General features: G+C 55.9%; 17 protein-coding genes and 1 riboswitch. Of the genes, 2 read left to right on the forward strand and 15 right to left on the reverse strand.

All coding sequences use genetic code 11. The annotated features are described in order from the left end of the window. Window positions 1-59: 59 nt before the first annotated feature. The 6 genes from ACI0FJ_RS09055 to ACI0FJ_RS09080 all read right to left on the reverse strand — a co-directional run bounded on the left by ACI0FJ_RS09055 (window position 60) and on the right by ACI0FJ_RS09080 (window position 7,566). Entirely contained in the window at window positions 60-536 is a 477-nt protein-coding gene (locus ACI0FJ_RS09055; protein WP_424302084.1) for an Lrp/AsnC family transcriptional regulator, read from the reverse strand. A 606-nt stretch (window positions 537-1,142) separates the two neighbouring features. Then, a complete protein-coding gene (locus ACI0FJ_RS09060) occupies window positions 1,143-2,198 on the reverse strand; it encodes an NAD(P)-dependent alcohol dehydrogenase (RefSeq protein WP_424302087.1) in 1,056 nt (351 codons plus the stop codon). 999 nt (window positions 2,199-3,197) lie between these two features. Then, the gene (locus tag ACI0FJ_RS09065) at window positions 3,198-5,201 is read right to left on the reverse strand and encodes a ribonucleoside triphosphate reductase (protein ID WP_424306526.1); all 2,004 of its coding nucleotides are present in this window, start codon (window positions 5,199-5,201) and stop codon (window positions 3,198-3,200) included. Next, a complete protein-coding gene (locus ACI0FJ_RS09070) occupies window positions 5,104-5,886 on the reverse strand; it encodes an anaerobic ribonucleoside-triphosphate reductase activating protein (RefSeq protein ID WP_424302090.1) in 783 nt (260 codons plus the stop codon). Before ACI0FJ_RS09070 ends, ACI0FJ_RS09065 begins: the two co-directional genes overlap by 98 nt. 50 nt (window positions 5,887-5,936) lie before the next feature. Continuing rightward, a riboswitch (cobalamin riboswitch) is annotated at window positions 5,937-6,105 on the reverse strand. A gap of 513 nt (window positions 6,106-6,618) precedes the next feature. Beyond that, window positions 6,619-7,104: a hypothetical protein gene (locus tag ACI0FJ_RS09075; protein WP_424302093.1), complete on the reverse strand. Its 486-nt coding sequence runs from the start codon at window positions 7,102-7,104 to the stop codon at window positions 6,619-6,621. A 282-nt stretch (window positions 7,105-7,386) separates the two neighbouring features. Further along, window positions 7,387-7,566: a hypothetical protein gene (locus ACI0FJ_RS09080; protein ID WP_424302096.1), complete on the reverse strand. Its 180-nt coding sequence runs from the start codon at window positions 7,564-7,566 to the stop codon at window positions 7,387-7,389. A gap of 421 nt (window positions 7,567-7,987) precedes the next feature. On the opposite strand from ACI0FJ_RS09080, the gene ACI0FJ_RS09085 reads away from it, so the two are divergent. Next, window positions 7,988-8,728, forward strand: coding sequence for a hypothetical protein (locus ACI0FJ_RS09085; protein ID WP_424302098.1), 741 nt, complete (start codon window positions 7,988-7,990; stop codon window positions 8,726-8,728). A 131-nt stretch (window positions 8,729-8,859) separates the two neighbouring features. Here the strand turns inward: ACI0FJ_RS09085 and gltA are convergent, their stop codons facing one another. Then, window positions 8,860-10,278, reverse strand: coding sequence for an NADPH-dependent glutamate synthase (gltA, locus tag ACI0FJ_RS09090; RefSeq protein WP_424302101.1), 1,419 nt, complete (start codon window positions 10,276-10,278; stop codon window positions 8,860-8,862). After that, window positions 10,271-11,110, reverse strand: a complete 840-nt coding sequence (locus ACI0FJ_RS09095; protein ID WP_424302104.1) for a sulfide/dihydroorotate dehydrogenase-like FAD/NAD-binding protein — start codon at window positions 11,108-11,110, stop codon at window positions 10,271-10,273. Before ACI0FJ_RS09095 ends, gltA begins: the two co-directional genes overlap by 8 nt. 445 nt (window positions 11,111-11,555) lie before the next feature. On the opposite strand from ACI0FJ_RS09095, the gene ACI0FJ_RS09100 reads away from it, so the two are divergent. After that, a complete protein-coding gene (locus ACI0FJ_RS09100) occupies window positions 11,556-11,951 on the forward strand; it encodes a hypothetical protein (RefSeq protein ID WP_424302107.1) in 396 nt (131 codons plus the stop codon). Window positions 11,952-11,953: 2 nt separating this feature from the next. Here the strand turns inward: ACI0FJ_RS09100 and ACI0FJ_RS09105 are convergent, their stop codons facing one another. The 7 genes from ACI0FJ_RS09105 to ACI0FJ_RS09135 all read right to left on the reverse strand — a co-directional run bounded on the left by ACI0FJ_RS09105 (window position 11,954) and on the right by ACI0FJ_RS09135 (window position 20,706). Then, on the reverse strand, window positions 11,954-13,138 hold the full coding sequence (locus ACI0FJ_RS09105; RefSeq protein WP_424302110.1) for an NAD(P)/FAD-dependent oxidoreductase: 1,185 nt from the start codon (window positions 13,136-13,138) through the stop codon (window positions 11,954-11,956). A gap of 144 nt (window positions 13,139-13,282) precedes the next feature. Next, on the reverse strand, window positions 13,283-13,615 hold the full coding sequence (locus tag ACI0FJ_RS09110) for a DUF6693 family protein (protein WP_424302113.1): 333 nt from the start codon (window positions 13,613-13,615) through the stop codon (window positions 13,283-13,285). 582 nt (window positions 13,616-14,197) lie between these two features. Then, on the reverse strand, window positions 14,198-15,076 hold the full coding sequence (gene mutM / locus ACI0FJ_RS09115; RefSeq protein WP_424302116.1) for a bifunctional DNA-formamidopyrimidine glycosylase/DNA-(apurinic or apyrimidinic site) lyase: 879 nt from the start codon (window positions 15,074-15,076) through the stop codon (window positions 14,198-14,200). A 7-nt stretch (window positions 15,077-15,083) separates the two neighbouring features. Beyond that, window positions 15,084-16,361: a ChaN family lipoprotein gene (locus ACI0FJ_RS09120; RefSeq protein WP_424302119.1), complete on the reverse strand. Its 1,278-nt coding sequence runs from the start codon at window positions 16,359-16,361 to the stop codon at window positions 15,084-15,086. Beyond that, complete coding sequence (locus ACI0FJ_RS09125; RefSeq protein WP_424302122.1) at window positions 16,352-17,617, reverse strand: phenylacetate--CoA ligase family protein; 1,266 nt, start codon at window positions 17,615-17,617, stop codon at window positions 16,352-16,354. Before ACI0FJ_RS09125 ends, ACI0FJ_RS09120 begins: the two co-directional genes overlap by 10 nt. A gap of 308 nt (window positions 17,618-17,925) precedes the next feature. Further along, window positions 17,926-18,387, reverse strand: coding sequence for a hypothetical protein (locus tag ACI0FJ_RS09130; RefSeq protein WP_424302125.1), 462 nt, complete (start codon window positions 18,385-18,387; stop codon window positions 17,926-17,928). Between the two features lie 147 nt (window positions 18,388-18,534). After that, on the reverse strand, window positions 18,535-20,706 hold the full coding sequence (locus tag ACI0FJ_RS09135; RefSeq protein ID WP_424302128.1) for a transglutaminase domain-containing protein: 2,172 nt from the start codon (window positions 20,704-20,706) through the stop codon (window positions 18,535-18,537). Window positions 20,707-20,797: the final 91 nt, after the last annotated feature.

The following is a 20,797-nucleotide window of genomic DNA, read 5'->3' on the forward strand; positions in this document are numbered from 1 at the left end:
TTTTCCAAAAAAAAGGCATCTGCAAGCAGATGCCTTTGAAAAACCGAGATTTTTTTAATTTAATGTACGGGAATATCTTCCTTGAGAATGACCCGCTTGCCCACCGCCTCCATTACAACAAACGATTCGGTGGACGTTACCCCCCCAATTTCCGAAAGCTCGTCCACCAAGAAGCGGCGTAGCGCCTTACGGGATGTGGTGTAGACTTCGACGACAAGATCGTAGCGGCCGGTGACATTGATAACCGACTGCACGCCGGGAATCTCGGCAATACGTTCCATAAGCTGGCGATTGGCCGGATGGTCGAGGCTGAGGCCGACAAGGGCTGTCAGTGTGTCCTCGTGGTACAAAGGATCTACGGAAGCTGTAACCTGAAGATATCCGGAACGCATCATCCGCTCGGTGCGGTAACGGACTGTACCATCCGAAACGCCCAAACGCTTCGCGATATTCGTAAAAGACTCCCGCCCATTTTCCTGCAATTCCTTGATTATCCTTATATCAAGGGCATCCAAAGAATAGGGTTTGTCATCCATAGCTCTCCTCCATTGAAAAAAGTTCTTTGCGTGGCACTTGGTAACATATGCTCCATTTTTGCGTTTTTCGCAATAGTTTTCACCAATTTCACCCTACAAAGTAAATACAATTCTCCATAAATGTCACAAATACAACTTTGCACTGTACGAGAGGCAATTTCGAAGTCAAAAAAATTGCTCTTCCTCCAGCACTCCACTCGATGGAATTATGAAATTTTGTACCAATAAAAAAAACGCGCCCTTTTCCTGTTTTCGAAAGCCCTGTCCAATAAAGGGAACAGCACGGCAACACATGGACGACACCGTGCTTATGCGGGATTTTCTAATGCAAGGGACGTAGGTGAAACAGAGATAGCCGGACGGAAAACAATTCAAGACAATGAGGGGGCAAACTGTTCGTTCTTGCAGAAAAAGAGGAATCACGCCGTATTCAGCCACTACGCAGCGGAATGCTTTTTTCCATACAAGAAAATCCGGCTCCTCAAGAACCTGAATCATTTTCCCGCAGGGCTGGAGGACGAAAAAAAAGACAGGGCGGACACCAAAACAAAACCGCCGCCCATGCAAAGCTGCATGAACGGCGGTTCTGCTGTGTGAGGAAAGAATCTACATAATGACAACCGGCTTGATCAAATCGCGGGGCTTATCCTTCATAAGCATGAGGGCTTCCTCGATATGGTCAAAGCCATTGAACCGATGGGTAATCAGAGGCCGTAAATCGAGCCGCCCGGTTGTCACCAGCGTGGCCAGCTTTTCCATGCGCAGCCTGCCGCCGGGCATGAGACCTCCGGCAATTATCTTGTGCGCCATGCCGCATCCCCATTCCACACGGGGGATACAGAGGCTTTCGCCCGAGCCGTAGTAGTTGACGTTGCCAATACGTCCGCCGGGCTTGACCAGCCGCACCGCCTGTCCCAGGGCGTCCACATTGCCACCAGCGATGATGACCTTGTCCACGCCCTTGCCGTGGGTCTTGTCCAGAATCTGCTCGACAAGATCGCCTTCACGGTAGTTCACGATGTCGGTGGCACCATACTTGATGGCCGCATCCACACACACCTTGCGGGACCCAACCGCATAAATGTGGGATGCGCCACGCAGAGCCGCACCAGCAACCGCCATAAGGCCCACCGGCCCTATTCCGATGACCGCCACGGTATCCCCAAACTGGACGTCCGCCAATTCCACACCATGCAGACCTGTGGGAACCATGTCGCTGAGCATGCTTGCCTCAGCAGGCTCGATCCCTTCGGGGATCAGCGCCAGGTTGCCGTCAGCGTCATTGACGTGGAAAAATTCTGCAAAGACACCGTCCTTGAAGTTCGAGAACTTCCAGCCAGCCAGCATTCCACCGGAATGCATGGAGTATCCGGCCTGGGCTTCAACCGAATTCCAGTCCGGCGTGATGGCGGGAACAATGACCTTGTCGCCCGGCTTGAAATCCTTGACCAAAGCACCGACCTCGACAACTTCACCCACTGCTTCGTGACCAAGAATCATATCCGTACGTTCGCCGATAGCCCCTTCCCACACCGTATGCACGTCCGAAGTGCACGGCGCAATGGCAAGCGGACGCACAATGGCGTCCAGCGGCCCAGGCTTGGGAGCGTCCTTGTCTATCCAGCCGATCTTCCCGATGCCAAGCATGGCGAAACCCTTCATAACAGCCTCCTTGTGAATTTAATCACTTAGAACAACTTTCATGCAATCAGACATGTGAATTAAATCACATACCGGCTTGTACGTTACGCCCTACATAAAATGAATCAAGACATTTTTTTCATACAAAATAATCAAACAATTACACAATTCTACATATACTCAAAATAGCGTCACCACAGCCTTCCCGGAAGATTTCTACGTTCATCCCCGTACCTGCAACCACGTCCCACCAAGCAAGCATCCATGGCTTCCCCTTCCATGAAATTTGCGCCCTTCGTACCCCAAACAATTGCCCCCCTTCACCCACCGAAGCCCCATTGCCGCGGGCAATGTTCCCCCAACAAGCAAGCGCTCCTGCGGTCTGCCCCCAATTTCGGATACGGCCGCAGAAACAAAAAAAGTGCCTGGAGCGGTATTCCCCGCATTCCAAACACCTTCATTCAACAGCTTGAGCCGCAACCGACTCTGTTTTCAACCCGCTTATATTATAATCAGTCCGGGAGACGTGAGACCGCATTATTCGCCACTTCCTGGACTATAAAAATGCTCTGCCTTTCCCTGCCCAGAAAAAATGGGGGAAATTGACGGTGCTCCCTCTTTCCGGCTGGGTAAGTTTCGTGGACTGGGAAAACAAAAAGAGGTGTTTGAGAATGCGGAGAGTAGTGAACCTACTGCCCGGCCTCAAACACCTCTTTTGAACGAACCTAAACGCGTTCGTCGCGAAAATCGTGTAGCCTGAAAAAATCAGGCTGTTAAAAAACCAAACTGACCAGGCGCGAGAAGTTTGGCGAACCCTCGTGTATTCTTCAATACACGAGGGTTCGCCAACCCCGCAGCAACGCCGTCAGGGCGTTTTTTTTAACAACAAATTTTAACCTAGGCTGTTAAAAAAACGAACTGACCAGGCGCGAGGAGTTTGGCGGTTCCGACGTGTATTCTTCAATACACAAGGGTTCGCCAACCCCGCAGCAACGCCGTCAGGGCGTCTTTTTTAACAGCCTAGCAGACGGGACAACCAATGTCGGAATACACCAGACGCTCCTCATACTCCGCCAACTTGCCCTTGTTGAAGCGCGATACGGGGCGGTAGTAGCCGACAATACGGGTGTACACCTCGGTTTCCTCATTACAGGTGGGGCACTCGAAGTGCTCGCCGTAGATGTATCCATGGTTCTTGCAAACCGAAAAGGTCGGCGTGATGGACAGGTAGGGAATTTTGGTCTTGCTGAAGGCCTTGATGATGAAGCTTTTGAGGGCTTCCTGATCGGCCACGGCTTCGCCAAGATAGGTATGGAACACGGTGCCGCCCGTGTACAGAGGCTGCAATTCGTTCTGGTGCTCCAGGGCCTGGAAGATATCCCTGGTGTAGTCCACGGGCAGGGTGGTGGAGTTTGTGTAGTACGGCGTACCGTTGCCCGAGGTAATGATGTTCTCGTACAGTCCGCGGTCTATCTTTGCCAGCCGGTAGCTGGTCCCTTCGGCGGGCGTGGCTTCCAGGTTGTACAGGTTGCCGGTTTCCTCCTGAAAATCGGAGGTCAGATCGCGCAGATGGTTCAGGGCGCGCTGCATAAGGCGCGTTCCGGCTTCCGAATCTATGCCCTTGCCCAACAGGTTGAGGCATGCCTCGTGGCCGCCGACCAGCCCGATGGTGGAAAAGTGGGCATTATACCCGTTCTTGAGGTAGCGGTAGGTCCAGGGAAACATGCCGCGCTGCAGATTGTCGTTGATCATCTTGCGCTTGAACTCCAGGCAGTCCTTGGCAAGGGTGGCGTACTCGCCGATAAGGTCGAGAAAATCTTCCTCGCCCTGGGCAAGATAGGCCAGCTTGGGCAGGTTGAGCGTAACCACGCCGATGGAGCCGGTCAGGTCGCCCGCGCCGAACAGTCCACCGGTTTTCTTGCGCAGTTCACGCAGGTCCATCTGCAGACGGCAGCACATGGAGCGGACGTCTTCGGGGGCCAGGTCCGAGCTGATGAAGTTCTGAAAATAGGGAGCGCCGTATTTGGCGGTCATTTTCAGCAGCAAGTCCCCCACTTCGCTGTCCCAGGGAAAATCTTCCGTGATGTTGTAGGTGGGGATGGGAAAGGAAAAGATACGGCTGTGGTGGTCGCCGCGCAGCATCACTTCCAGGAAGGCGCGGTTGATCATTTCCATTTCGGGAATGAAATCGCCGTAGGTGGCATCCTGCAACTTACCGCCGATGATCACGGCTTCGGACGCCAGATGCTTGGGCGGATTGAGATCGAACGTCAGGTTGGTGAACGGGCTCTGCCCACCCCAGCGCGAGGTCGTATTCAGGTTGAACACGAACTTCTGCATGGCCTGAAAGACTTCGTCGTAGCTCAGATTGTCGTGGCGGACAAAGGGAGCCAGGTACGTGTCCATGTTGTTGAAGGCCTGGGCACCAGCCCATTCGTTCTGCAGGGTGCCGAGAAAGTTGACCATCTGCCCCAAAGCGGAGTCGAAATGGCGGGCCGGGCCGGCGCAGGAACGGTCTTCCAGTCCGAAACCTTCCAGCAGCAGGTCGCGCAGGCTCCAGCCCGCGCAATACCCGGCCAGCCCAAAGGACAGATCGTGGATGTGGAAGTAGCCGTGCTCGTGGGCCTGGCGGACTTCCTCAGGATATTTTTCCAGCGCATAGCGGGCCTGAACCGTTCCGGACAGGTGCAGCATGAGCCCCTGAAAGGAATGGGTCATGTTGGCGTTTTCACTCACACGCCAGTCGGCCTTGTTCAGGTAGTTGTCTATGGTGTCCTTGATGTCGAGATAGGCCTCGGTATGCTCACGGAGCTGGCGGCGCTTTTCCCTATAGATAACATAGCGACGGGCCACATGGTACAGACGGGACTCCATGAGCACCATCTCGACCATGTCCTGAACCTGTTCCTGGTCGGCAATATCTACATCACCAAGCTTGGCTTCTACTTTCCCCGCCAGACGTTTGGCCAGCAGCGGGTCCTTCACCCCGCTCGCTTTCAGGGCTTTCAGAATGGCCAGGGCAATCCTCTCCGTGGACCAGGTCTCCAGACAACCGTCGCGTTTGCTTATCTTGCTGGGCATTGCTTCTCCGTGGGGGGACGTAGTCTTGCAACGTCAGTTTAAAACCGTTGGGCAGATAGGTCTTGGCAGTCTCGATATCCTGGGCATCGAGCAGAGGTACTTTGGTAAGGCGAAAACGAAAGACGTCCGGCTGCTTTGCGGCCAGAGCGAAAATCCACTCAAGGGATTCCTGCGCCTGACGTTCGGTGCATGTATCGCCGGTAAGGGCCGGATACTTGTGCCATGGACCTTTCACGTCCACAAAAAACGCGTCGGCAAGCTTTTGTTCCAAAAGCATGCTCACGGTGCCCGGCTGCAACCCGTTGGTATCAACCTTGACGGGCAGCCCAAAGCTCCTCATGTCCTGAAGGAATGCGGGGAAATCGGGAACAATGGTGGGTTCCCCGCCGGAAATGACAATGCCGTCGAGCCAGTCCTTGCGGCGCTCGATGTAATTGACCACGTCGGGTGTAAACAAGGCAGGTTGTTTTTCCGGGTGCCAGGCAATGTTCGCATTGTGGCAAGTGGGGCAACGCAGGTTGCATCCGCCGAAAAACAGAACACAGGTGGTGTGACCAGGCCAATCGCAAAGGCTCAGAGGTTGGAGTCCCCGAAGCAGCTGCCAGGCCGGAGAAAGTTTGTCGTGCATGCGGCTGTATTTTGTGTGGCTGAACGTTGTCGTCTTCCTTGTGGAAGACTTTTGGAGGAAGTCTTCAGGCAGGGTCTGCTGGCTTATCCCGAATCGGCAAGAACATTCTGAAAACATTCACTGATTCGCGAAATACAGCGGCGGAACCGCTCCGGAATCGCACCGGAAAACCGAAAAAAAATCAAGCGATTAAGCGTAACCTGAAGAAATAATTCGCAATTTTCCATCCTGCCCCAAAGGCCGGAAGACAATCGCGCACATTGAGAGTGAACCTACTTCATCAGCCATTTCTTGTACAGTGCAGCTCTGTTCAAAAGCGTTACTTTATTTTGGCTCATCGCCGATTACAAGCAATTAGGTTCAATTAATCATGTCTGAAAAACTTTTTCCACAGGACAGTGGAGGGGGACCCCCTATTCGGCAGGGCATCAAAAAAAATTGAAAAAAAGCCCCGGCCATTTCACATGGCGGGACTTTATCTTATCGGCAAAGCATCTGGAGCGTACTGACAGCGCATGTTTCACGGAATAGGATTAGGAACAGCACTCCCCGGATTATACACAGGCCGGTCATAGATCTAAATAAAAAGTCCGTGGAATACATTTATGTACCTCACGGACTTTTCCTGCCAAAAACCACCCTGCTCTTGTCCGGCCCGCTGCACGCGGCCATATGGGAAGGCAGTTTACTGTTTCTTTCCGGCGAATTTTCCGGCTTCCCCGGTCGGCCAGTTCAGGAGTCGGCCAGTTCCTTGGCAATTTCTTCAGGAGTCATGTTCCAGAAAGGAAAGCCGTCCTTGGTGCGCCGCACCTTGACGAATTCGTTCTCGGTCTTCTTGATCTTGGTGGCCATGAGCACATCGTGCCCGTCGATTTCCACCCAAGCACCGTATATCTTTATTTTCTGTCCGGGCCGCAGATTGAGCGCTTCCAATTGCTCGTGGATGTACCCCTTGGGAGCCACATGCACCACAATATCTTCGCCGTCCGCACGGTCCTTTACCACAATGGCCGATCCCACTGCCATTCCTGGCAAGGGAGTCACATCTATAAGCTCTACAAAGCTGCCCTTGATCTTATCGTACTCGGCAACGTCGTACATTTTACTGTATTCGCCGTCCGCCTCCCAGCCGACAAACGTGTCCGCTGCCAGGGCAAAGGACCCCCACATGAATATCCCCAAAAAGACAACGGCCAGAGCCGACGCTGTATGCCGCATAGGTGAAACTCCTTTCTTCGCGTTTATCTGAGAATAGGCGGGGGGAGTTTTTTTTTCAAGCAGAGATGCGAACACACATCGACCGCATCCCATGACACGCCCATATAAATAATAAAATATAATTGGGTACCAAGGATTTGCTCTGCCCTATCCCCCCCAATGGCCCTTTGGACAGCACAACGTTTATATGGGGGATAAGTTGCCCCCTGCCCTTCGCATACAAAAAAAGCCCGATGCCGAAGCACCGGGCTTTTCCTCCACAAAGGGAAGATGTTTGATGAGTTAGAACATGTCGGAACTGATCTGTTCGGCAGCCTGGTCTATTTCCGCTTCGTCGCATGAAGGGCAAAACTTCTCGAGAAGCTTACGGACCAGATCTTCCGTTTCTTGGGAACTCTCAGCTTCAGCGGTTTTCTGAGAACCGGAAGCCTTGGCATTGGCCACGATTTCCTTCACAGTCATGCTCAGTCTCCATTGCTCAATAGGTTGCAGTACGGGGCTTCTGGAAAAACTAGGCTGGAAGAACATGTAAAAAAGGGCCATTACGATTGTATGACAATTCCATTGCTTTGGCACAATGTCAAGCCACACTATGGAAATCAATTTCTTCTCTCCCACATTTTTTATCTGAATGTAAACTCCCCAGTGAGCACAAAATTGTCTGCATACATTTCAAGAGTCTGTTGACCAACCTCCCCTGATTGCTGCAAAGTATCCGTTGAGGGGGCTTACGATCATTCTTCTGACAGTCTCGCAAAGACTGTGCGGAACTACCGCCGGCCGTGCCCGCATGGAGCGCACACGGTTTGCAGAAGACGGCACAACCATGTTTTGCATGGTGACGGACGCGCCATAGTGCGCCGACACCGCCAACAGGATGCCTATGATACGCAAAGCCATTATTACAATTACGCTTTTGTGCTGCCTGCTCTTCTGGGGCGTCAGCATTGGAATAAACCGTCTGGTCGAGAGTGCCGTAACCGACTACCTCAAAGACACCTGTCTTGTTAACGGCACCCTTTCAGAGGCCAAGGTCTCGCTTCTTTCAGGCGAGGCCGTGCTCTACGATCTGCGAATCGACAACCCGAAAGGCTTTCCCAGCGGAAGCGCCTTGGCAGTGCGGTCCATACGTCTGGCCTTCAAGCCGGATATCCTGTTCAACTCTCCGTTCACCTTGCGCGAAGTCGTCCTGGATGAGCCGGTCGTCCTTTTGTCCGGCCCTGTGGATGAAGACAACATTCTGGAAATAGGTCGCAACCTCACCGCAGCCATCCGCGTGTACGCAATGGACCTGCACCACAAGCGCAGCGATCCACTCATCCGCATCGAAAACATGTACACAGTGGACGGCATGCTCAAAAGCAAGGATACAGGGCCCGAACCGGTGCGCCTGCCCACGTTGCTCCTCAGCCAGGTGGGCGGCAGCAAGGGGCTTCCACTCAGCAAGGTTGTCATGCGTCTGCTTACCTCGCTGGACAACGCGGCCAACACGGCCAAACTGGCCGCCTTGCCGGAAGAAGGTGGCATGGGCGGCGGAGAAGAACCAGTCGGTGCCGGGGAGACTCCCCAGCCGGCGCAGGCTCCCCAAGCTTCCAAAACTTCCAAAGGCCCGGCCGGCAAATAATTTTTCCGGACCCATCGGAGCCCAGGCAAAACAGGTCAGCACTTTCAGATTGCTCAAAAAATAAGGCCCGGCGCAGGAACTCTGCGTCGGGCCTTATTAGTCATTTGAGAAGATCGCGTTTTGTTGCGGGCCTACAGCAACCGCTTGGCGATCTCCTTGGCTGCGCGGCGTCCGGCACCCATGGCCAGAATAACCGTGGCAGCGCCGGTTACGATATCGCCACCGGCAAAGACGTTGGGAATGGAGGTTTCTCCAGTCTCTTCATCCACCTGCACGTAGCCCCACTTGTTCAGTCCCAGGTCGGGCGTGGCATCCAGCAGGATTTTGTTGGGGCCGGTTCCCACGGCAATAACGGAGAGGTCGGTTTCGATCTCAAAAGTATCACCTTCAATGGGCACAGGACGGCGCCGTCCCGAATCGTCGGGTTCCCCAAGCTGCATGCGCTGCACCTTGAGTCCCCTCAGGTTGCCCTTTTCATCGCCCAGGAATTCCGTCGGGCTGGCCAGCAGATTCAGCTGCACGCCCTCTTCCAAAGCATGGTGAATTTCCTCTTTACGGGCGGGCATTTCTTCCTGCGTACGCCGGTAGACGATGGTCACCTCTTCGGCACCCAGACGCAGAGCGGTACGGGCAGCATCCATGGCAACGTTGCCTGCGCCCAGAACCGTCACCTTGCGGCCGCGGATGACCGGAGTGTCGTGCTCGGGGAAATCATACGCACGGCCCAGGTTCACCCGGGTGAGGTACTCGTTGGCGGAATACACGCCGATGAAGTTTTCACCGGGCAGTTTCAAAAACCGGGGAAGCCCGGCACCAACACCGATGAACACGGCTTTGTAGCCCTGGTCGAACAGGTCCTGAACGGTCACGGTGCGACCGCCGACCCAGTTGGTGTTGATTTCAACCTCGTGCTCTTTCAGGGCGTTGATTTCCCTGTGCACGATGGATTTGGGCAGGCGGAACTCGGGGATGCCGTAAATAAGCACACCGCCCGGTTCGTGCAGGGCCTCGAACATGGAGACCTTGATGCCCTTGGTGGAGAGATAGGCCGCAACGGTCAGGCTGGAAGGACCGGAGCCGATGCAGGCCACTTTGAGGTCTTCCCGGACCAGAGGACACTCGTCCTTGCCGGAAAGTTCCTGGCAGGCGTCGTCCGCGGCAAAGGTATCGGCCACAAAGCGTTCCAGCCGTCCGATGGCCACGGGCTCGCCCTTCTTGCCCAGAATGCAGGCACCTTCACACTGGTTTTCCTGCGGGCAGACGCGGCCGCACACGGCGGGCAGGCTGTTGGTCGCCATGATCGCCTTGTATGCGGAAACGATGTCGCGCTCCTGCACGTGTTTGATGAAGTCCTTGATGTTCACTTCCACAGGACAACCGGCCACGCAAAAAGGCTTTTTACACTGCAGGCAACGGTTGGCCTCGGCCACGGCCATTTCCATGTCGTACCCTAGGGTGACTTCTTCAAAGTTGGTACGGCGCACTTCGGGCGCCTGTTCAGGCATGGGGGTACGGGGGAGGATCTGCTTTTTCTTTTTTGTATCAGCCATGACGCTTCCTGTACTCTTCCATTGAAAGGATTTCCAAGGGGCGATAAGCGCCCAGCCGGCTGCGCAGTTCGTCGAAATCAACGGCATGGCCGTCAAATTCCGGACCGTCCACACAAGCGAACTTGGTTTCTCCGCCCACGGTGACACGGCAAGCGCCACACATTCCAATGCCGTCAATCATAATGGAGTTAAGCGATACGGTGGTCTTGACCCCGAAAGGCTTGGTCACCTTGCACACGGCTTCCATCATGGGGACGGGTCCCACGGCAACAACTTCGGCGACGGTCGGATCGTCTTCCAGGCGCTGCCTGACAAGATCGGTCACAAACCCTTTGTGTCCCCGGCTGCCATCGTCCGTGGAAATCATCAGTTCCGGGCAAAATCCTTCCAATTCATTACAGAAGAGCAACAGTTCCGCACTGCGAGCTCCCACAGCGGCAACAACATGGTTGCCGTTTTCACGGTGGCCTTTGGCTATGTGGTGCATTGCGGCGATACCCGTGCCGCCGCCCACACAAATAACAGGGCCGTCGTGTTTTTCAATGTGCGTTGGAGTTCCCAATGGACCGCAAACATCCAAGATCTCGTCGCCCTCTCCCATTGTCTCCAGCAGGGCGGTGGACTTGCCCACCACGAGGTAGACAATTTTTATAGTCCCGTTTTCTTTGTCCGTGTCGGCGATGGTAAGGGGAACACGTTCCCCATTTTCGTCAATTCGAAGAATGACGAAATGTCCAGGCCGGGCCTTCGCTGCAATTTGAGGAGCCTCCAGCGTGAGTTCGCTGGTCTGCCCAGGGATCAGCTGCCTTTTGGCTAGAATTCGAGTTGACATGGTACGTCCTTGCGATTGCACTTGGTACAAAATTCTAAAACCAGAGAATACCGGGGGGGGCAGGTGCTTGTCAAAAGCTCCCGGCAGCCTTATCCTTGTCTGGAAGGACAATTATTACGTCTTTACACCTCCTTGCGGGGCTAAAAATTTTTTTTACCCCTTAGAATTTTTTTCTTCCATGGACGGAAGAGCATATCGGCCTTCGCGGATGAAGGCCCGCTGAGAGACCCAACCTTCCCCACATCAAAAGACTTGGGGTATGGTTTCTCAGAGAAATATCAATGAGTTGCCCGAAAGGTCGGCAGATATGCATATCCGTGCCCAACAGGCGTATCAAAAAGCGTCGTATTCATATTCCAGCGCCTTTTCCCAAAAGCGCTCCGGTCCCAATGGCCTTGGCCCAAATAGCCCTGGCCCCAAAAGCTCTGGCCCTAAGAACTCTGATATGTCCGGTGCCGAGCGGTACATGGCCGATACCGGCACCGGCTATTCCGAAGCCACCGGAATCCGCACCATGCAGATTCCCAAGGCCCGCGTCACCAGCCGCGAAGTCGGCTTTTCCGTGGGCAAATTCGGGCTGAACTATACCTCGCAGAATGTCGCCTTCGACCAGGAAGCGATCAGCAACCTCCAGGGGCGGAAGCAGCTTTTTGAAAAAGAACTGGCCCATGCCCGGGAAATCGAGAACCTGCGGGAACGGACCGCATCTTTCATCCCGCCCGAAGATGCCCAGCCAAGCCAGGTATTCAGCATGCGGCAAGGCATTGTGGCCTATGCCCGCAACGCCTCCGCGCAAAGCTACGCGCAGCCAGCAAAACGGCAACTGCTGGCGACAGTATAAACCTACTTGGAACGCAGCGCCCGGCAGGCAGTCTGCAGCAGGTACAGCGGAAAACGCCGCACCAGCCAAAAATTGAAGTTTGCATAGGACACACGATCAGCCAAAATGTCAATATAACGGGACAGGGCCGCGGAATCGGTAAGCACTGCGCGCAACAGCCAGCGCGGCATCCACTCCATGGCCCGTGCCAGCAACAGGGAATGGCCCAGGGCGCGGCCTATCTCCCGCCCGACTATCTTGGTGTAGCGGGCTGCCGTTCCCGTGTCGCCGCCATGCAGCACACTCTCGGCAACGCACCCGGCGGCTATCTGGCCCGAACGTACGGCATAGCCTATGCCCTCGCCCAGCATCGCGTCCGTAAAGCCCCCGGCATCGCCTGCCAGCAGCACCCGGCCCTCGGCCACCGGCCGCCGAAATCCGCCCAAGGGAATCTTGTGGCCGTAGAGCTTGTCCGGCAGTTTCACGCCATGGCCGGAGAGAAAGTCCGATAACACCTTCCTGGGCTCGGCAAAGGTGGACATCTTGTCGCCTATGCCCACAGAGACCCGGCCGGGCTGGCCGAAAATCCAGCCGTAGCCCATTCTGCACAACCCAAAGTGCAGCACCAGAGGCGCACGCGACGACAAAGGCCCCGGCCGCATGCCGGTGTCCTCCACCTCGGGAACCTCCCCGCACAAGCAAAACATCACCTGGTCCGGCGTGGCTGCCGGACGCACCAGCTGCTTGAGCCTGCCCGAAGCCCCCTCGGCAACAATGAGATAACGAGCCCGAAAATCTCCCTCTGCCGTGTGGACCAGAACATGGTCGCCCTTGTCCCCGGCATCCAGCACCGGCGTTCCCGTATGGGCAACCGCTCCCTTCTGCACAGCACGCGACAAAAGATGGGCGTCAAACTCGCTGCGCCGCACCAGAACCCCGGCCATGTAGTCGTGCTGGATTTCAAGCCGGGAATCTTCAAAACAAAGCAGGCCGCCGTAAAACTCTCGGTGAATCAGCTCCGGCGGCAGATCGTGCTCCAACCAACGCAGACACTGCAGGGAAACCGCCCCGGCGCACGGCTTGGAACGAGGAAACCGGTCGCGGTCGAATACGGCAACACGCAACCCCTCACCCGCAAGAGCACTCGCAGCACTGGAACCCGCCGGACCGGCACCAACAACAATCGCATCATAATCAAACTGGGACATCGAAAACGCCTCCAATAACCGAGGCATCCTGGCCCAGCCCTGCCGAAAAGTCCACTGTGCCGGGGCTCCCGCCCGTTTTCCAGGTCAAAAGAACGTCACATCAACCCCCTCCCGGAACGCAACTCCTTGAAATAGAAAACCGTTCTACCGGACAGGTTCAATCACGGTATCGTTGGCCACAATACAACCCACCCGGTACAAAAAGATCAGCGCCGCCAAACCAAGCGTTACGATGCTGAGGAGTATCCACAAAAGGACATGGCCGATCTGCGAAGGAATATCCAAATCGCAACGCAGCCGTCCCACAGGTTTGTCACCTTCCATGATCCACGTTTTGTTGATGACGAACTTTGCCAGGGCATACGGGTACAGGAAGCTCCCCAGACCGAGTGTGCAGATGATGATGAGGTACCACAGAAGAAGATGGCCGATGGACGAACCTATGGTCAGCTCACAATAAAACCTTCCAACACGCATGTATTCTCTCTCCCGGCTGATGTTTCTAGTAAATATTACGTGCTATAGACCGGAGTACGGCTTGGTTCAAGTACGGAAAGGACGAAAGAAAGGGAACCAGAGGCGCTGCCTCTGGACTCCGCCAGGGGCATGATGCCCCTGGACCCGCATCACGTGTTTTTTGTTTTCCCCGGCAGGACTGCCGGAAAAAACAAAAACACGGAAGGGCCTAAAAGAAATATTTTTTTAGCACACTCAATGTCGAAAGAATGCCGAAAGGCTGTTCAGAACGGTACGAAAGCAAGGCGTGCAGCAACGAAGTTATCTGACTTTTTTCAGCGACATTGAATTAGGGGGCTCAAAAATGTTGGAGAACGAGGCGCAAGCAGAATTCATGACGACGCGTACTCTTCTGTACGCGAGGATTTGAATTCTGTGCGGCAACGAAGTTATCCGGCCTTTTTCAGCCAACATCATAAATTAGGGGGCTCAAAAAGGTTGGAGAACGAGGCGCAAGCAGAATTCATGACGACGCGTACTCTTCATGTACGCGAGGATTTGAATTCTGCGCCGCAACGAAGTTATCCGGCCTTTTTCAGCCCCCTAACGCTGGCAAGATGGGCAGTAAGTACTGGTCCTCCCCGCCACCTTCCGCACCGCCAACTTCGTCTTACACCTTGGGCAAGGCTCTCCGCCCTTGCCGTAGACGTTGAAGCGGTTCTGAAAGGCTCCGGAATCGCCGTGGGCGTTGCGGTAGTCGGAAATGGATGAGCCGTTTTCCGAAATGGCCTGGAGCAGAACTTCGCGCAAATGGCGGTGCAGTTCGGCCAGCCGCTTGCGGGAAACCTGTGATGCTTTGGTATGCGGGGCTATTCCGGCCCGAAACAGAGACTCGTCCGCGTAGATATTGCCGATGCCCGCGATGATCTTTTGGTTGAGAAGCACGCCTTTAATGGCCCCGGAGCGCGCCTTGAATGCGATGACGAAGTCTTCCACCGACATTTCCAGAGGTTCCGGCCCCAGGGTGCACAGAAAATCCAACTCTGCCAGTTCCGCATCCGTCATGGCGCGGCACCAGCCGAACTTGCGCACGTCCTTGAACTGCATGGCACAGCCGCCGGACAGGGAAAAAAGTATGTGGGTGTGTTTGTCCGGCGCGGTCAGGGCGGGATCGCCACAGGGCGGAACCCACAGCCGTCCGGTCATCTTGAGGTGCACGGCAAGGTGCATGTCTGCCGTGATATCAGTGGTCTCAGGTGATGCCGCTGCCTTGGAGGGAGTCGCAGAAGCCAGATCGACCAGCAGCATCTTGCCGCGCCGACGCACAGCTATCACCCGGCAGCCTGTGACACGGCGCGCGAACTCGTCCGCCCCCATGCGCGTGGCATTTGCGTAACGCACGTCAACAGACTCGATGGTACGGCCCACGATTTCCGGGGCCAGTCCACGGGCTATGGTTTCAACTTCGGGAAGTTCGGGCATGAAGCAGCTATTCCCCCACCTTGCCCAGATCAATATCCATCATCTCGCCGTCGCGCTCCACGCTGAAAATAAGTTCGGACTTTTCCTTGAAGGCCTTCATACCTGCCTTGTGCAGGTCGGAGAGGGCCTCGACAGGATCGCCCATGGCTTTGCGCACAATGTCGCCCTGCCGCAGTCCGGCCTTGTCGGCCTTGGAACCGGAAACAATGTCGGAAACCACCACTATGCCGTTCCGCTCTTCCAGGGACATGCCCCGGCTGCTGCGGTGGCTGGTCGGGCAATAATACAAAAGGTCGGCGCTGCCGATTTCATTCTCGCCGCCCCGCCAGGGCATGATGGTCAGGATGGTTGCGCCGGGATCGAAAATTTTCAGCCGGTGGGCAATGCCCCAGCCGAATTCCACATGGCCCCCGCCTGCCAGGATGATCACAGGCCGGTTGTAGCGCTTGTGCGCGGCTACGGCTTCCTGCGCCATTTTGCTGTCCCAAAGCGACTGCACCAGCACAAAACGCTCCAGGTGTTCGTTCTCTTCAGCAGCCTTTGCATCAGCCTTTTCAGCAGGCTTTTCAACGTCTTTTGCATCACCTTGGGTGGCATTGGTCATGGACGGCATGTTCTTGTGCGCCAAAAACGACGCGCGCAGGCTTTCGACCTGCTCTGCCGGAGGCGGAACAATGCGTGAGGGCAGGTAGGCGGCGAGTTCGTCGTCCAGATTGTCCACTCCCTGGCGGCTTACGGCATGCACCACCTTGCGCGGCACATTGAGCGGTTCCACGGGCAGCTTGTAGATTTCCGCGGCCCGAAACACGCCCCGGTACAGGTCGAACGGATAGCCCCAGGTGTTTTTCCAGCGCAACTCGGCTGGCAGGTCGTCCAGAGCAATATCGCCCCGGTTGAACTGCTGCAGAATAAAGGCCTGATCCGTAGAAACCATCTCCAGCCCGATGACAGGCATTTCCCCGGCACTGCCCATACGGTCGATGAAACGCATCTGCATGCGGTGGTCGCAGCGGTTGCTGTGCCCTTCACCGACCAGGATGTAATCGGCCTTGGCAGCCATTGTGTCGAACAGGGTGATGTCTACGGCCCGGCCCCGAGGGTCGGTGAGACTGCCACGCAGCGGAAGCTCGGATGTTCTAGCGGACGACCCCATATCCTTGGAGCCCGCTTGCGGAGTGGATATCGGCTTTGGGCCGGTAGGCGCACGCCCGGTCCCGGCACAAGAGGCCAGGACCAGGGCGGCGGTAAGAAGCAGAAGAAGGCGAACGGTTTTGATTAATCCCATTTGCGCTTGTCTTCGATGGGACGAATCTGCGGAGGCAGCGTACCGGGCGCAACAACGTTAAGCACCGGACGCAGCTTGATCTTCTCGCGGAAGATGTGCAGCAGCTCGTCCTCGCGTTTGAAGTTGTTTGTTTCGATGTGCAGGGTCATCTCGTCGATGCCTTCGGGGTTGGTGACTTCGATCTGCCAACGCTTCACTTCTTCGAAGCGCGACATGACCTGTTCCACCTGGTGCGGGTAGACGAACATGCCCATGATGCGGGCGGTGGTGTCCACGCGGCCCACGATGTTGCCCAGGCGCGGCGTGGTACGTCCGCAGGCGCAGGGGGCGCGGTCGATGTACGACAGGTCGCCCGTTGCCAGACGGATGAGCGGGTAGGTCTTGTTAAAGGCCGTTACCACGATTTCGCCCACTTCCCCGTCCTTCAGCGGAATGCCGGTGTCGGGGTGGCAGATTTCAACAAAGGCGCGGTTGGAAATGTGCAGCCCGGTCTTGTGGAAACATTCGTAGCCGATGCAGCCCACATCCGCCGTGCCGTAGCCCTGGCGCATGATGAGGTCGAACTTCTTTTCCACGGTGGAGCGCATTTTTTCCGAAAACTTTTCGCCCGTTACAAAGGCGACTTCCAGGAAGAGATCCTTGCGCAGGTTCAGCCCCTGCTCCTCGGCCTTCTGGGCCAGGTGCATCAGATAGCTGGGCGTGCCCACGTAGCCGGTGGCGCGCAGCTTCTGCATGATCTCCAGCTGGCTGCTGGTGTTGCCGGGGCCCGCAGGCACAACGGCGCAGCCGAGGTTCCGCAGGGGTTCCTCGAACATCAGACCGGCAGGGGTCAGGTGGTAGTTGAAGGTGATCTGAGCCACGTCGCCACTCCGGTAACCGGCGGCATAGAAGCCTTCGGTCCATCCCCAGTAGTCTTCGCTGCGGTCTTCCGGGTCGAAGATGGGACCGGGAGAAAGGAAGATGCGGCGCAGTTCGCCCAGGTCCTTGGTGAGCAGTCCGCCCAGGCGGGGACCCATGGACTGCAGGAAGATGAGTTCCTTTTTCTTGAGAATGGGAATGTGCTTGAGATCGGACAGTGTTTTGAACTTTTCGGCCTGAAACTGGGCGCGGTCAAAACGCTTTTTTACGTCCTCGCTGTAGCGGTAGGCGTAGGTGAGAAGCTCTTTAAGCTGAATGAGATTGTATTGATTGCGTTCGCTTTCATCAAGCACTTCGCGCCGGGAATAAATCCCTTCTGTTCTGTCTTTACGGGTCATGGATTTGTTTCCTCCAAAAGGCAATAATAGAAGCCCCCTGGCGTAATCTTTCCCGATTGAAAGCAACGGAAATACGCAAAGAGGTAGTGAGATTGGCGTTGTCTGGGGCAGGCTGTGAAGCCCTTTTCCGTAGACTTATCCAATGGTAGTCTATTGTATAGACACAGATGACAAAAAAAGCAAGAACTTCAATATAACCTCAAGGAATAACTAGAAATCCTCCCAAAGCACACTTTTTTATCAAAAGAGGCCCCCCAGGAACCATCCCACTGGGAACGACTCTTGCGGGGTCTCTTTTAACAAACGTTTCATTTTTCCAGTAAAGTCGCCAGCCCCACGGGAGCGGGCTGCCCGAATCCGGCCTGGACAAGACGCACGCGCGACAGAATCGGCGAGCACGATATCATGTCCAGAATAAGCAGCACCATGCTGAAGTCCCGAATATTATCCGGGGTGGTTTCCTGGGCGATATAGCCCTTGAACAACTCAAGATTTTCATCCAGAGACGTGTCCGGACCTCTGCGATCCGGATAGCAGACAGCATCCAGGATGCAGAGCAGGTAATGTTTCCAGTCCTCGTGGTAGTAGAGATGGTGGGCCATTATTTCCTTGATCTTGAGCATTCCGAAAAGAATGGTCTCGAACTGGGAAAAATCGCGCTCCACAATGTCTCTACGGTTCAGTACCGGGGGCGGGGCTATGGGCCCCGTCTCCTGCGCCTCGGCTAACTTGAAATTACGGTAGTCGTCCAACGAAATGACGTTTCCCATATCTTCACGACCTCCATGCCGCGCGGCCGGCTCCGTCCTTGGGCCGACCATTTGGGGCGCATCCTTGGCCCCATGGGTAATACATGTGCAAAATCCGCACATCATTTCTCTCGGACAATCATGAAAAAACTTTAACCTTTTTTTACATTATCTCGCCTGGGCATGGTCGGGAGGCAAATTTTCCCCCTGCACACGGTAGTTGAACTCGTAGCCCAGGGAACTGCTCCATTCTTCGTCGAACACATCCCTGCTGCGGGTGCCCCAAAGCGGTCCCTCGGGCTTGCCGAAGGTGTAGAACCAGTTGACTATGGGGTCCCCGGCAAAGCCCAGGCCGAGCCAATAATATCCGGGCCGCAGCACGGGCCGCTCCCGTCCGAAATCGAAGTTCTGCCAGCGATATCCCGGAGCCATGGACATTGCCACCACATCAGTCATTTCGCTGGCCGCCAGCAGTTTGCCCGGCGCTCCGTCCGCGTTCTCGTACAGGTCGAGCCAGAGCATTCCCCCGCCGCCGTACCGGTGCAGGGCAAGCGCCACTTTTTCCAGCGCCATGGGATGCTTCACCCGAAACACCTGTGCGTACTGGGTGGCCCTGGTGGTGACGTACTCCGCACTTTCCACCAGAAAGTTGCGGGTCACTTCAAACTGATCCTCCCCCACCTGGGTCATGGTGCCGTAGTCGGTAAAATCCGTATTTTCCGGGAAGTCCAGATTCCCGAATTCCACGGGTCCGACGAACCGAGCAGGAGCCGGACGGTTGGGCCAAAGAGGCTTTCCCGGAACGGAAGGCGCAACCGTTTTCCCTGGGGCGGGAGACGGCGCAGGGGCATCATCCTGAGACACCTGGGAAGGTTCCGGCATGGGAGCCACCTTTGCTACGTCGTTATCCACGACGGGCTTGTCCGGAGCCGATGTTTCACCGGGCACGGCCTTGGGAGCACTGGATTTCCCCCCAACAAACTCGGGGGCCGGGGCCTTGGGCACCACGAATTTCGGTGCGGCTTTTTCCGGTACGGCAGGTTCTGACGTGACAGGTTCTGGCGCGACTGGTTCAGGTGCGGCAGGTTTAGGCTCTACCGGTTTCGGCTCTGCCTTGGGCACCACGGGTTTTTCCGGGGCAACCTCGGGTACTGCGGGCTTGGGTTCAACAGCTTTTGGGCTGACCGGGGCCGATTTGGCAGGCTTTGGGGCTGATGTTTTCGCAACGTCAGTTTTCGCAATGGACGGCTCGGCCACCGGAGGAGTGGTCGCTTGCACGGCAGCCACAGCCTCCACACCAGGGAAAAGCAGCAGCTTGTCGGTAACCAGACTGCCCTTTCTGGCGGCCAGATTTACCGCATCGTCCGTGAAATCCCCGCCCAGGCCGCTCTTGAACTGTGGCCGCGGGGCGTTTGCCGACGCCCGGGTAAAACGGATGCGTCCGTCGTTGATGGTTTCCTTGTTGTCCAGCCCCACTTCCACGCGGATAAACCGGTTGGCGACGAAAAAAGATGTTTTCTGCGCGTCGAACGGCACCCATCCCAAATCCGGAAACCACACCTCTATCCAGGAATGGCGCCCGTCCGCGGATTTAAAGGTGTAGATGGACCGCCCCTCCTGCACACTATAGGGCCGGGCCAGGGTGTAGCCGTTGACGATGCGGGCCGGAATGCCCGAGGCCCGCAGCAGGGCCGCGCTGAGGTGCGAAAAGTTCTGGCAGTTCCCCTTGCCGGATCCCATGGAGTAGACGGCGTCGTATTTCTTCGGCAGGCTGACATAGCGCAGATGGTCCACCACATGGCCCACAATCTTCTGTACCGCGTCGTATTCGGTATCTGCTCCGGCTGTCAGCCGCGCGGCCAGGGCCTTTATGCGGCTGTCGTCCGACTGCACCTGCGCGGATGGTTCAAGATAGGGCGCTACGGACGGAGGCACGCTGAACACGGGAAACCCCGCTGTTGTTTCCAGGCGGTGCAACAGGGTCTGGTTGTCGACCTCGAAGGTCACAGTCATGTCCACCTTGTCCGGAGGATTGTTCCAGGTGGCCGTGATGATGCGGTTGCCCCGTTTGTCCGTGGAGGAGTCCTTCCTGTTGGGCGGTGGGGAAAACAGCAGTTTGTAATCGTGTATCTTCTGTACAAACGTGGGGGAGACGAACTCGTCCGGCACCACGAAGCTGGCACTCACCCGTTTTGCACCTCCGGGAAGAGTGATATCCTGCTTCAGCTCAAAGGCCACGTTGGAGCGCATGTCCCCGTCCAACTCCAGCGTTTGGGCATGAACCTGCGACCATCCCAAACAAATGGCAGCCACCCCCAGCCATGTCAGCAACCCGCGCATAATACCCCTCCCTATCGACCCTTTTCATTTCCGATTATTCGGATCGGAGATAAGTTATAATGAGCCCCACTGGCTTTTTACAAGGGAACAA

The sequence above is a fragment of the Desulfovibrio sp. 7SRBS1 genome, assembly GCF_049723905.1.
GTDB lineage: Bacteria > Desulfobacterota > Desulfovibrionia > Desulfovibrionales > Desulfovibrionaceae.